This is a genomic window from Thermoactinomyces daqus (genome assembly GCF_000763315.1).
GTDB lineage: Bacteria > Bacillota > Bacilli > Thermoactinomycetales > Thermoactinomycetaceae > Thermoactinomyces_A > Thermoactinomyces_A daqus.
The window spans coordinates 192,313-205,164 of sequence record NZ_JPST01000021.1; the positions used below are offsets into that span (position 1 = coordinate 192,313).

General features: G+C 49.6%; 13 protein-coding genes. 12 read left to right on the forward strand and 1 reads right to left on the reverse strand.

What is annotated here, in order from left to right; genetic code table 11:
* The first annotated feature begins 233 nt into the window (after positions 1-233).
* The 12 genes from JG50_RS0110910 to JG50_RS0110965 all read left to right on the forward strand — a co-directional run bounded on the left by JG50_RS0110910 (position 234) and on the right by JG50_RS0110965 (position 12,145).
* Positions 234-1,127: a phosphate ABC transporter substrate-binding protein gene (locus JG50_RS0110910; RefSeq protein WP_081943863.1), complete on the forward strand. Its 894-nt coding sequence runs from the start codon at positions 234-236 to the stop codon at positions 1,125-1,127.
* Between the two features lie 145 nt (positions 1,128-1,272).
* The gene (pstC, locus tag JG50_RS0110915) at positions 1,273-2,139 is read left to right on the forward strand and encodes a phosphate ABC transporter permease subunit PstC (protein WP_033101119.1); all 867 of its coding nucleotides are present in this window, start codon (positions 1,273-1,275) and stop codon (positions 2,137-2,139) included.
* Between the two features lies 1 nt (position 2,140).
* Complete coding sequence (pstA, locus tag JG50_RS0110920) at positions 2,141-3,031, forward strand: phosphate ABC transporter permease PstA (protein ID WP_033101120.1); 891 nt, start codon at positions 2,141-2,143, stop codon at positions 3,029-3,031.
* 66 nt (positions 3,032-3,097) lie between these two features.
* Positions 3,098-3,868: a phosphate ABC transporter ATP-binding protein PstB gene (pstB, locus tag JG50_RS0110925; protein WP_370589205.1), complete on the forward strand. Its 771-nt coding sequence runs from the start codon at positions 3,098-3,100 to the stop codon at positions 3,866-3,868.
* Positions 3,869-3,890: 22 nt separating this feature from the next.
* Positions 3,891-4,646, forward strand: a complete 756-nt coding sequence (gene pstB / locus JG50_RS0110930; protein WP_033101121.1) for a phosphate ABC transporter ATP-binding protein PstB — start codon at positions 3,891-3,893, stop codon at positions 4,644-4,646.
* Positions 4,647-4,672: 26 nt separating this feature from the next.
* Positions 4,673-5,335, forward strand: coding sequence for a phosphate signaling complex protein PhoU (gene phoU / locus JG50_RS0110935; RefSeq protein ID WP_033101122.1), 663 nt, complete (start codon positions 4,673-4,675; stop codon positions 5,333-5,335).
* 198 nt (positions 5,336-5,533) lie between these two features.
* Positions 5,534-8,197 carry a DNA polymerase I gene (gene polA / locus JG50_RS0110940; protein WP_052154232.1) on the forward strand — a complete coding sequence of 888 codons (2,664 nt, stop codon included), beginning with the start codon at positions 5,534-5,536 and terminating at the stop codon, positions 8,195-8,197.
* 15 nt (positions 8,198-8,212) lie between these two features.
* Positions 8,213-9,037, forward strand: a complete 825-nt coding sequence (mutM, locus tag JG50_RS0110945; protein ID WP_033101124.1) for a DNA-formamidopyrimidine glycosylase — start codon at positions 8,213-8,215, stop codon at positions 9,035-9,037.
* Between the two features lie 67 nt (positions 9,038-9,104).
* Complete coding sequence (gene ytaF, locus JG50_RS0110950) at positions 9,105-9,767, forward strand: sporulation membrane protein YtaF (RefSeq protein WP_052154217.1); 663 nt, start codon at positions 9,105-9,107, stop codon at positions 9,765-9,767.
* A 15-nt stretch (positions 9,768-9,782) separates the two neighbouring features.
* On the forward strand, positions 9,783-10,397 hold the full coding sequence (coaE, locus tag JG50_RS0110955; protein ID WP_033101126.1) for a dephospho-CoA kinase: 615 nt from the start codon (positions 9,783-9,785) through the stop codon (positions 10,395-10,397).
* On the forward strand, positions 10,355-10,999 hold the full coding sequence (locus JG50_RS0110960) for a lytic transglycosylase domain-containing protein (RefSeq protein ID WP_052154218.1): 645 nt from the start codon (positions 10,355-10,357) through the stop codon (positions 10,997-10,999). Before coaE ends, JG50_RS0110960 begins: the two co-directional genes overlap by 43 nt.
* A 117-nt stretch (positions 11,000-11,116) precedes the next feature.
* Positions 11,117-12,145, forward strand: a complete 1,029-nt coding sequence (locus JG50_RS0110965; protein WP_033101127.1) for a glyceraldehyde-3-phosphate dehydrogenase — start codon at positions 11,117-11,119, stop codon at positions 12,143-12,145.
* A 226-nt stretch (positions 12,146-12,371) separates the two neighbouring features.
* Here JG50_RS0110965 and JG50_RS18865 read toward each other — a convergent pair whose 3' ends face one another.
* Positions 12,372-12,842: a GyrI-like domain-containing protein gene (locus JG50_RS18865; protein ID WP_052154219.1), complete on the reverse strand. Its 471-nt coding sequence runs from the start codon at positions 12,840-12,842 to the stop codon at positions 12,372-12,374.
* Positions 12,843-12,852 lie beyond the last annotated feature (10 nt).

The following is a 12,852-nucleotide window of genomic DNA, read 5'->3' on the forward strand; positions in this document are numbered from 1 at the left end:
CGCTGCGTTTCGCTTTTAGAAGTGCGAAACCCAATTGTGCATGTTATTGTTAAAAATTTCTAGATTCAAGGCGTCTGAACCACCTGATCGCTGTAGAAGGGGCAGATGCCCTTTTTTTGTTTATCAAACATTTACATTGCATTCATTTTTATATAAAAGAAGTAGATTATAGTTCAAATTGAAATCATTGTTTTTGCGATGATCATGACGTTGATTAGGGGGAACTTTTCATCATGTTGAAAAAAAGTCTCTTACTTGGAGGCGTATTTGCCTTGGCATTCGGAGCGCTGACAGGTTGCAGCGAGGGTACGTCCGGACAACAGCAGGCAGGCGGTTCTTTAACCATCGTTGGCTCTACGGCCATGCAACCCTTGGTTGAGGAAGCGGGCAAAGCATATTCCGCCAAAAATCCAAACGTCCAAATCAATGTTCAAGGCGGGGGAAGCGGACAGGGACTCAGTTCGGTGATGAATGATACGGCCGACATCGGCAATTCCGATTTGTTTGCGGAAGAAAAATCGAATGAGAATATCGACCCATCCCAATTGGTTGATCATAAAGTGTTTGTCGTCGGTTTCGCACCGGTTGTCAACCCCGATGTGGGTGTGGATAACCTAACCCAGCAGCAGCTGATCGACATTTTCACGGGCAAAATCAAAAATTGGAAAGAGATCGGGGGAAAAGACCTGCCTGTCGTGTTGGTCAACCGTCCGGAAAGTTCCGGAACCCGGGCGACATTTGCCAAATATGCTTTGAAAGGAAATACGGAGTTCCGCGCGAAGGGAGGCATTGAAGAAGATTCTTCCGGCACGGTGCGCAAGATCGTCTCCGAAACGCCGGGTGCGATTGGATATCTCGCTTTCTCCTATATCGACTCCTCGGTGAAAGCTTTGAAGCTGGACGGTGTCGAACCGACCAACCAAAATGTCTGTACGAACAAATGGAAAGTTTGGTCCTATGAGCATATGTACACCAATAAAAACGGCAAAAACAGCAAAACGGAAAATGCTTTTATTCAATATATCCTCTCCGGGGAAGGACAAGCGCTGGTCAAAAAAATGGAGTATATTCCCGTCAGCCAAATGAAGGTGGAGCGTGATGCCGACGGGAGTGTCAAACCGGAGTAAAGATTGATGATTCAAGCGCGGGATAGAATTCTCTCTATCCCTTGTGCTGTTTATTCGGAAAGGGTGTGGGAAGATGGAACAAGCAGCCGTTCGCGTTTCATCGATGGAAAAAGAGCTGACCAAACCGAATTAGAAATGGACTCGCATTGAATACAGAGGAAAAGTGATGACGCTGGTCAGTGCATGGGTATTGATCATCACCCTGTTTTCGTTGCTTTACTTTATCGCTTCCAAAGGGATCGCCCCTTTTCTTCACGGAGAGGTTACCCTCGCCGACTTCTTTTCCGGCAATTGGGGGCCTTCTTTATCTGCTGAGCAGGGCGGACCGCAATACGGCGCCCTCGATTTTATCCTGGGATCGCTGATGGTGGCCCTGGGTTCGGCCGTGATCAGCGGGCCGCTTGGAATTGGGGCCGCTCTTTTCATGACGGAGATCGCTCCGAAGGCAGGCCGGAAAATCTTGCAGCCTGCGGTGGAAATCCTGGTGGGCATTCCGTCGGTTGTGTATGGTTTTATCGGGCTTACCCTCATCGTCCCGGCTCTTCGTTCGATTTTCGGCGAGGTGGGATTTGGCTTGTTGGCCGGGATCATCGTCTTGTCGGTCATGATTTTGCCGACGATCATCAGTATCAGTGCCGATGCCATCCATTCGGTTCCGCAGGGGATCCGTGAAGGTTCCTATGCATTGGGAGCGACGAGATGGCAAACGATTTCCGGGCTGGTAATCCGCGTGGCACAGCCGGGATTGCTGACCGCTGTCGTTTTGGGAATTGCCCGCGCATTCGGCGAAGCGCTCGCCGTGCAAATGGTGATCGGAAATACGGCGGATCTCCCTTTTCACCTGCTGAAACCGATGAGCACATTGACGAGCGTGATTACACTCAATATGGGAAATACGGTGCAAGGATCCACTTATAACAACGTCTTATGGTCGATGGCGCTTATTTTGCTGCTGATGACTCTCATCTTGATCCTGGCAATCCGTTTTATTGCGCGAAGGAGAGAGGTTTGATATGAGGGCGAAGGTGACAGACCGGATCGCGACTCTCTGTTTTTATTTGATCGCCATCCTGATAATTGGCATTTTGGCCGGGATGATCGGTTTTATTTTGTTTAAAGGTTTGCATGTGATCAATTGGGATTTTGTTACCGAAGCGCCGGGTTCGGTTTTAACCGGCGGCGGAGGAGTCGGCCCCCAGCTGTTTAACTCCTTTTATCTGCTTGTTTTAACCATGATCATCACCGTTCCCCTCGGTCTCGGCGGCGGAATTTATCTGGCGGAGTATGCCAAACCGGGTCAACTTACGAATGTCCTGCGGTTAAGCATTGAGGTATTATCATCCCTTCCTTCCATTGTTGTCGGATTGTTTGGATTGATGGTATTTGTCCAATACACCGGTTGGGGGTTCTCTTTGGCTGCCGGCGCGTTGACGCTGACAGTGTTTAATCTGCCGTTGATGGTAAGGATTGTGGAGCAGGCGCTCGGAACCGTGCCCCGGGAACAAAAAGAAGCGAGTTTTGCTTTGGGAGTCACCCATTGGCACACCATTGTCAAAGTTCTTTTGCCGGCGGCGCTTCCCGGCATTTTGACAGGAACGATCCTGGCGGCCGGACGGGTGTTTGGGGAAGCGGCGGCACTGATGTTCACGGCGGGGATGTCTTCGCCTGATCTCGATTTCAGCAATTGGGATATTACCTCGCCTGTTTCACCCCTCAATCCTTTCCGGCCGGCATCGACGCTGGCAGTTCACATCTGGAAAATCAATTCCGAGGGAATTGTTCCGGATGCGAAAGAGATTGCCAGCGGGGCCTCTGCACTGCTGGTCATCGCCGTATTGATTTTTAATTTGTTTGCACGGTGGTTTGGGCGCCTGATCCATGCCCGTTTGACTTCGACAAGGTGAGGAGGATGGCGGATGGAAAAATTAATCACCCCTTTCCGGTTCCAGCCGAAAACCGATGGAAGATCGTTGTTGACGGATGAAACGCGGCCGATCCAGCTGGAAACACTGGATTTGGATGTCTATTATGGTGAAAAGCATGCGATTAAACAAGTCAATCTTCCGCTATATCAAAACACGGTGACAGCATTAATCGGCCCATCCGGTTGTGGAAAGTCCACTTTTTTGCGCTGCCTTAACCGGATGAATGATATGATTCCCGGGACAAGAGTAATGGGCAAGATTTTGGTCGAAGGTGTGAATATCAACGATTCCAGAATTAATGTGACTCAGCTTCGCCGCCAGATCGGCATGGTTTTCCAACGGCCCAATCCATTTGCCAAATCCATTTATGAAAATATCGTGTTTGCTCCCCGCCTTTACGGCATTTCCAAGAAGGAACAAGAGAAGTTGGTCGAGGAAAGCTTGAGAAAAACGGGATTGTGGGATGAAGTGAAAGATCGTTTGCATACTTCCGCCCTGGCGTTGTCCGGCGGGCAACAACAGCGCTTGTGCATTGCCCGGGCCATTGCCATGAAGCCCAAGATTATCCTGCTTGATGAGCCTGCTTCCGCCCTTGACCCGGTTTCAACAGGAAAAATCGAAGAGTTGGTCCAAGAGTTGAAGAACGAGTTTACCATCGCCATCGTGACGCACAATATGCAGCAGGCTGCCCGCATCTCCGATTACACCGCCTATTTTTACATGGGAGAATTGATTGAACATGACCGGACGGATGTATTGTTTGTTAATCCCAGGAAAAAAGAGACGGAAGATTATTTGACAGGGCGGTTTGGTTAAGCGGGGGAAAGGAGGGGGAAGGATGTCGCAAAAAGTTCGTGTTCGCTGTTTTCAGCTTTACTATGGAACCAATCATGCATTGAAAAATATTGATCTTGATCTCGCAGAAAATCAGGTTACCGCACTGATCGGTCCATCGGGCTGCGGCAAGTCCACATTTTTGCGCAGTATCAATCGCATGAACGATATGATCAAGGGTGTGCGAACGACCGGAACGATCCATATCGACGGTCAAAATATTTATGGTGAAAAAGTGTATCTGGTGGAATTGCGGAAGAAGGTGGGGATGGTGTTTCAACAGCCCCATCCGTTTCCGCTTTCCATCTATGACAACGTCGCCTATGGGCCGAGACTACACGGAATCAGGGATAAAAAGAGATTGGATGAGATCGTGGAACGGACACTGACGGAGGCCAATTTATGGGACGAAGTGAAAGATCGTTTGCACCGCTCCGCCTTAGGAATGTCCGGAGGACAGCAACAGCGCCTGGTACTGGCCAGGGTATTGGCGGTGCAGCCGGAAGTGATTCTGATGGATGAGCCTGCATCCGCATTGGACCCCATTTCCACTGAACGGTTGGAAGAATTGATCATGAGGCTGAAAGACCAGTACACCATTATTATCGTGACACACAATATGCAACAAGCAGCACGCGTATCCGATACTGCCGTTTTCTTTTTGAACGGAGAAATTGTCGAAAGCGGTCCTACGGATCAGATCTTTACCAATCCAAGTGATCCGCGCACGGAAGATTATATCAGCGGACGATTTGGATAGGCTCGCACGGGGATGGGAGGACGGACATGATTACGCGCCAATTTGACCAGTCGTTAAACGATGTGCAGGCGATGCTCCTGAAAATGGGAGCCCATATTGAAATTGCGATAGATAAAGCAATGAGAGCACTTGTCGGCCGCGATGAGCTGTTGGCGGAAGAGATTGTCAGGCAAGACAGTCAGATCGATGAAATCGAGGTTCAGATCGATGAACTGGTGGCAAAACTGATTGCAACACAACAGCCGGTTGCCGGTGACTTGCGAAAACTGATCTCTGCGCTGAAAATAGCGGCCGACATGGAAAGAATGGGAGACCTGGCGAAAGATATCGCCATCGAGACGATTTCCTTGGCGAAAATGAATTTTCCGGAGTTTAATCCTTTGCAAGAAATCGTAACCATGTCCAAACGGGTTCAGAAAATGGTGAATGACGGGATTAACAGCTATATAGACGGAAATACGATGTTGGCCCAACGATTGGCCGAAGACGATGATGAGGTGGACCGGCTATATGATTCCATTGTTAAGGAGATGAAAGTGTACTTTCCGACCGGTAACCGTTATGCCGAGGTTGCGTTAAAATGCTGCTTTGTCGCACGTTATCTGAAGCGGATCGCTGATCACGCCACCAATATTGCGGAAAACATCATCTATATCGAAACAGGAAAACAGGCTGATCTGAACTGCTGATTGGGGGAATCGCGGGCAAACTGTTTCCGCTTCGGCGGAGGCGGTTTTTTTTCTGTTTTTTGAAGTAGGATCATTTGTTCGGAACTTGTTACCAATTTGCTGGAAGGAAGGGAAACGGGCATGATAGAATGAGAATGTTGACCTGAACCTGTACAAACGGACCGGAAAAGGCGAATTAAGGATAAAGGTGTGAAAAAAGTGGGTAAACTGGTGTTGATCGATGGCAATAGTATTGCTTACCGGGCGTTTTTTGCATTGCCGCTCCTGACCAACTCGAGCGGAATCTACACCAATGCCGTTTATGGATTCACCATGATGTTGCTGAAGGTGTTGGAAGAAGAAAAACCGACGCATATGCTGGTTGCCTTTGACGCCGGAAAAACGACGTTTCGGCATCAAGATTACCAGGAATACAAGGGAACACGGCAAAAAACGCCGGGAGAGCTGGCCGAGCAAATACCGCTTGTCCGGGAAATGCTTGACGCGTTTGGCATTCGGCATTATGCGATTGAGAATTATGAAGCCGATGATATTATCGGGACACTTGCCCGCGCAGGGTCCGGCAAGGATTTGGAAGTCCTGATCGTCAGCGGGGATAAAGACTTGCTGCAATTGGTGAATGAGCAAGTGAACGTATTGCTCACCCGAAAAGGCGTCACCGAGACGGAACGGTACGACCGGAAGGCCGTGGCGGACCGGTATGGATTGACCCCGCAACAGATTATTGATCTGAAGGGATTGATGGGAGACGCTTCCGACAATATTCCCGGCATCCCCGGAGTGGGAGAAAAAACAGCGCTGAAACTGCTTAAACAATTTCCGACCGTGGAAGAGATCGTTGACCATGTGAGCGAGTTGCCCGGGAAAAAATTGCGGGAAAAAGTGGAAACATACCGTGATCAAGCCTTGTTGAGCAAAAAGCTGGCGACGATTTACACGGAAGTTCCCCTTGATCTGCAATTGGAAGATCTGTTGCTGGCGGAATTGGATGTGAACCGGATTGCCGACTTCTTCCGGAAAGTGGAATTTAAAACGCTCCTGGATCGCTTGAAGAAGTTCAGCGGCGCCGATGAAGAGGAGACGAAGACCGTCTGTGAAGAACAGGACGCGATCGAATCAGTGACAGTATTTGGCGAGGAAGCGCGGGACGAGTGGGAACCGTTTTTAAAACAAAGCGGATTGGCGCTGTTTGTGGAGATGACCGGGGAAAATCCGCACCATTCTGATGTGATCGGCCTGGCACTGTCAGACGGGGAAAAACAGCTCTACATTCCGATTGAAGAGGCTATGGACTGGCAGGCGTTTCGCGAATATCTGGCGGACGGCGAACGACACAAGGTGGTTTACGACGTCAAAAAGACGAGTCTCGCGCTGAAGCGAAAGGAACTTGATGTGGCCGGCCTTTCCTTTGATGTGCTGTTGGCCGCCTATTTGCTGGATCCGTCGGAGTCGCAGATGGAACTGAATGAAATCGTGAAACGGGCTGAAGCGGGTTACCTGCCTTCTGATGAGGAAGTCTACGGAAAAGGGGCCAAACGTCGCCAGTTGCAGGGGGAGGAATTGGAAAAACATCTGGCTCGCAAAGCCAGAGCGATTTATCAAGTGTATCCAGTGCTTGACCGGCAATTGCAAGAGGCCGGATTGGATGCGCTGATGTTTGATTTGGAGATGCCCCTGGCTGCCGTGCTGGCCAACATGGAGAGGCACGGGGTTTTGGTTAATCGGGAACGCTTGGACGAGCTCGGGGTGGAGCTGAAACGGAGCATGGATTTGCTTCAGGAGGAGATTTACGAACTGGCCGGGGTGCCTTTCAACATCAATTCCCCCAAGCAATTGGGAGAAATCCTGTTTGACAAATTGGGCCTGCCGGTGATCAAGAAGACGAAAACGGGGTATTCCACCAGTGCCGATGTCCTGGAAAAACTGGCCCCGCAACATGAAATTGTCGAGAAAATTTTACACTACCGACAGGTAGGAAAACTGTATTCTACTTATATAGAAGGATTGAAAAAAGAGATTGGATCTGATGGCAAGATCCACACCCAGTTTAATCAAACGGTCACCGCAACCGGCCGCTTGAGCTCGACGGAACCCAACTTGCAAAACATCCCGATCCGGATGGAGGAAGGGAGGAGAATCCGACAGATTTTTATCCCGTCCGAGCCGGGTTGGTACATGCTTTCCGCCGATTATTCGCAAATTGAACTGAGGGTGCTGGCCCATATTTCCGGCGATGCCAATTTGCAAAAAGCGTTTAAGGAAGGCAAAGACATTCATACGCAGACAGCGATGGATGTTTTCGGCGTGGCGGAAGATGAAGTGACCAGCCTGATGCGCCGTCAGGCTAAAGCCGTCAACTTCGGGATTTTGTACGGGATCAGCGGGTACGGACTTGCTCAGGGCCTCGATATCCCGCAAAAAGAAGCGCGGGAATTTATTGAGCGTTATTTTGAAACGTACCCTGGGGTGAAAAAGTATATGGATTCGATTATCGCCCAGGCGAAACAGGAAGGCTATGTGACCACTTTATCCGGACGCCGCCGCTATTTGCCCAAAATCCATTCCCGCAATTTCGGGGAGAGAAGTTTTGCCGAGCGGACGGCGATGAATACTCCGATTCAGGGGACGGCAGCGGATATCATTAAGATCGCCATGGTTCGCCTTGACCGGCAGATCCGGGAGCGCGGGTTGAAAGGACGCATGCTGCTTCAGGTTCATGACGAACTGATTTTGGAAGTGCCGGAAAGCGAGCTGCCTGCGATGCAAGAACTCGTCCGGGATGTGATGGAACACGCTCTTGAACTGTCGGTTCCGCTTGTGGTTGATGTCAATTGCGGGAAAAACTGGTATGAAGCGAAGTGACAGGAGGAAACAGCGTTGCCGGAGTTACCAGAGGTAGAGACTGTACGCAGAACATTAAACAAACTTGTTGTGGGGAAAACGATTTGCGATGTGACGGTTCATTTGCCCCGTCTGATCCGGGAGCCCGCAGATGTCGAGCTGTTCAGGAAAGAGTTGGTCGGAACGACGATCACGGAAATCGGGCGCCGGGGCAAATTTTTGAAGATCGTTTGCCCGCCATGGGTTCTTGTTTCTCATTTGCGCATGGAGGGTAAATACCGGTTGGCCAGGCAAAATGAGCCGTATGAGAAACACACGCACGTGATTTTTCACTTCACGGACGGAACGGAACTGCGCTATCGTGATGTGCGGCAGTTTGGAACGATGCATTTGTTCCCCGCGGGAGAGGAAGAACAGCATCTTCCTTTGAAAAAACTGGGGCCCGAGCCGCTGTCCGATCAGTTTACACTTGAATGGTTTCAAGCGGCGTTGACGAGGCGGATGACCAAAATCAAAGCCGTTCTTTTAAATCAAGAATTTCTGGTCGGGCTCGGCAATATTTATGTGGACGAGTCGCTGTTCTCAGCCGGAATTCATCCGGAGAGGCCGGCCTCTTCCTTGTCGGCGGCCGAGGTGGAGCGTTTGTACCACAGTATAAAAAAGACATTGTCCGAAGCGATAAAATCAGGAGGTTCTTCGGTTCGCTCTTATGTCAACGGCGAGGGCGAAATGGGGATGTTTCAGCTCCAGATTCAAGTGTACGGGCGGAAAAATGAGCCTTGTCTGCGCTGCGGCAACGCGATTGAGCGGATTGTGGTAGCGGGACGGGGCACTCACTTCTGTCCGGAATGCGAAAAATAACACATGCTTGAGCCCTTCATCATAAGATAGGATACGCAACAGCCTACTGAGATGAGGGGTGACGGTGATGTGGCATATATTTTCGATCATCGGGATTGCCTTTGCACTTAGTTTGGACAGCTTCGGAGCCGGTACGACATATGGAATGCGAAAAATTCGTATCCCGTTGCTATCGACCGTGATTATTGCCGGATGTTCCGGGGCTGTTATTTACTTGTCGATGGTCGTGGGAAAATGGATCGCTGTCTGGCTGGCGCCCGCAGTCACCCATTTTGTCGGTGCTTTTATTTTGATTTTGCTCGGAAGTTATGCACTGTACCAGGGAGACAAAAATAAACTTGAGATGAAAAATGGAACGGGTGCAAGGCAAAATCCCGCCATCATGGAACCCAAAGTATGGACGATTAAAATCCGCCAGCTCGGGCTCGTCGTGCAAATCTTGAAGACACCCCTTGCCGCGGATCTGGATAATTCGGGCTCCATCTCCAGTTCGGAAGCGTTGTTGCTGGGGGCCGCCCTGTCACTGGACTCGTTTGGCGCCGGATTGGGAGTGGCGTTGGCCGGCTTTTCACCTTTGCCGACAGCGGCGGTGATCATGGTGATGAGCGCATTTTTTTTGCGGCTGGGCATCTGGCTCGGTTTTTCCTATGCCGGGCGCTTTAACCAGCGATTCGTGGCTTATGCGCCCGGATTGATTTTGATCGTATTGGGATTGCTTCGTTTTTTTTAGAGGGGCGATGATGAGATGTTGCTTGGACTTACAGGGAGTATTGCCACCGGCAAAAGCACCGTGGCTGAAATGTTGAAAAGGCGTGGCGCCGTCGTGGTTGATGCCGACCAGGTCGCCCGGAAAGTGGTGGAACCGGGGAGTCTTGGCCTGAACCGGATCAAAGAGACTTTCGGCAGCGAAATGTTGACAGCGGACGGGCAGCTGGATCGTGCGAAACTGGGGGAACTCGTATTTGCTGATGAGGAAGCGAGATTGCGTCTGAATGCTCTGTTGCATCCGCTGATTATGGATGAGATGAAACGGATGACGGCGGAAAGTCTGGACAAAAACCCGAAAAGCATTGTTATTTGGGATGTTCCGCTCTTAATAGAAGAAAATTTGACACAATTTGTTGAACAAGTTATTGTGGTATATGTACCTCAAGCGATTCAACTGAAAAGGCTGATGGAGCGGAATCACTTGACGAAAACGGAAGCGATCAAACGGATGCAATCCCAGCTCAGTATCGAAGAAAAGAAAAAGGTGGCCGATTATATAATTGACAACAGCGGATCTCTGGAAGAAACAGAAAGACAGGTTGATCAGTTATGGAGATATCTAACATTAAAAAGTGGATCAGACCAGCCGTAGATGCCTTGCCTTCCAAACGAGTCCTTTTGATCGCCTTTGTGCTGTTATTGATTTTTTTGCTTGTGGCATCTCCACTCTTTAATCGTTTGATGTATCCGCTGAGGTATGAAGAAAACATCTTTAATAGCGCTCAAAATACGGGAGCCGACCCCTTTTTGATCATGGCGATCATCCGGGCCGAAACCCAGTTTGACCCGGACGGTGAATCGCGTGTCGGAGCTCAGGGGCTGATGCAACTGATGCCGGGAACGGTGGATGATATTGTGAAACGGGGCGGTTTTTCCCCGGGAATTGTGAACTACATCAAAGACCCGGCGATCAATATTCAGCTGGGCAGCTGGTATATTGCTTCCCTGACGGAAAGGTACCATGGAAACAAAGTGGCGGTCATGGCCGCTTATAATGCCGGTCCGGGGAAAGTGGACCGCTGGCTTAAAAATGGGACTTGGGATGGAACAAGCCAGCACGCATCGCAAATCCCTTTCTGGGAAACGCGTAATTATGTCCAGCGCGTCAGCTTCTACTATGAAAAATATAAGCAGTTATATAATGACCGTTATGAAAATTACCTGCAAAAACAAAAAAATCACAGGCAAAATTGAGAAAACCCATTCCGCTGTGGAATGGGTTTTATGTTTGTCTGTTGCAAAATGTGACATACTGATTATAATAATAAGAGGGAATTGGTATGTAACATATGGTGGAAGGAGATTATCTTTATGGCAATTCGCATCGCGATAAACGGTTTCGGTCGGATCGGGCGCATGGTTTTTCGCCGGTTGATTCAGAATTCAATGGTGAAAGTGGTCGCAATCAATGCCAGTTATCCGCCGGAAACGATTGCCCATCTGATTAAGTACGACACCATCCACGGGATGTTTGATAAAGAAGTGACCCCCAAAGAAGACGGACTGATCGTTGATCATCAATTCATTCAACTGGTAAACAACAGGGACCCGGAACAGCTTCCCTGGTCTGAGCTGGATATCGATATCGTGGTGGAAGCGACCGGGAAGTTTCGCGACCGGGAAGGGGCGTCCAAGCATCTGAAGGCCGGAGCGAAAAAAGTGATTATCACGGCACCGGGCAAGGATGAAGATGTGACCATTGTGATGGGGGTTAATGAAAGAGTTTACAACCCCGGAGAGCATCATATTATCTCCAACGCATCCTGTACGACCAACTGTCTGGCGCCTGTAGCCAAGGTATTGCACCAAGCGTTTGGCATTGAATACGGACTGATGACCACTGTTCATTCCTATACCAACGATCAAAAAAATCTGGATAATCCGCACAAAGATCTGCGGCGGGCGCGGGCATGTGCCCAATCGATCATCCCGACGAAAACGGGTGCTGCCAAAGCGCTGGGTCTGGTAATTCCGGAATTGAAGGGACGATTGAACGGATTTGCGCTGCGGGTGCCGACTCCCAACGTTTCTGTTGTCGACCTGGTCGCCGATTTGCAGAAAAAAGTAACAGCAGATGAAGTAAACGCAGTACTGAAACAAGCAGCGGAAACGACGATGAAAGGGATTCTGGCTTACACCGAGGAACCGCTGGTCTCGTCGGATTTTAACGGAAATGATCATTCCTCGGTCATCGATGCCCTTTCCACCATGGTAATCGGAGAAAAGCAGGTAAAAGTGCTGGCCTGGTATGACAACGAGTGGGGATATTCCTGCAGGGTTGTGGACTTGGTCGAATATGTCGGTGAACGGCTCCTGGCGGCGAAAAAGGTGACCGCATAAGCAAACTCCTGAAAAAACAGGAGAATTTGAGGCTGTCGGTAAAATGAAGAAAACGGTGTTGGAAAGTTGGCAGGATCAGCGCCAAGTGTTCGATGGAAGAGGACGGGTTTTTTTCGGCAGCGACGATGGGCCAGGGAGCTTGGAAAAATATATCGAGGTCTCACAAATTTCAACTTTTTATTGCGTAAACAAGCGGAAATTCCCCTGAAAAATTCAGGGGAATTTCTTATCTTTTAATTGGGATGTAAATGTCAAACATATTGTCCGGAGCATCGAGCGAGTGGGTGACCGGCGTATAGCGATGGTCATAAACCTCCAGCCCCAATGTGCTGTGATCCTTGCGATAACCCATCTTTTCGATCCATTTCCATGCGCGTTGATAGGTTGCCGGAACATTGCGAATCGATCCTCTATGGGTAAAAACAGCGTACCGCTGAGTTGGAACCGTCAACGCCAGCATTCCGTCGGGTACATTTTCCGCTTCGGATACTTCAACGGCAATATAGCAGGTGAAATCGGTGACACGGTCATGGCAAGGACAGACAAAAGAGCCCGGTTTCACTTGGTGCGGAATTTCGTGTATCCTTTTTACAAACTGTTCCCACAGTTTCGGAATCTCACGTGACAAGGTATAGGGTCCTGTCCAACCGATCCCGACCACTTGGAAAGAGTCTTTGGTTAAAATTCGACCTTGCATGTGGCCCCCC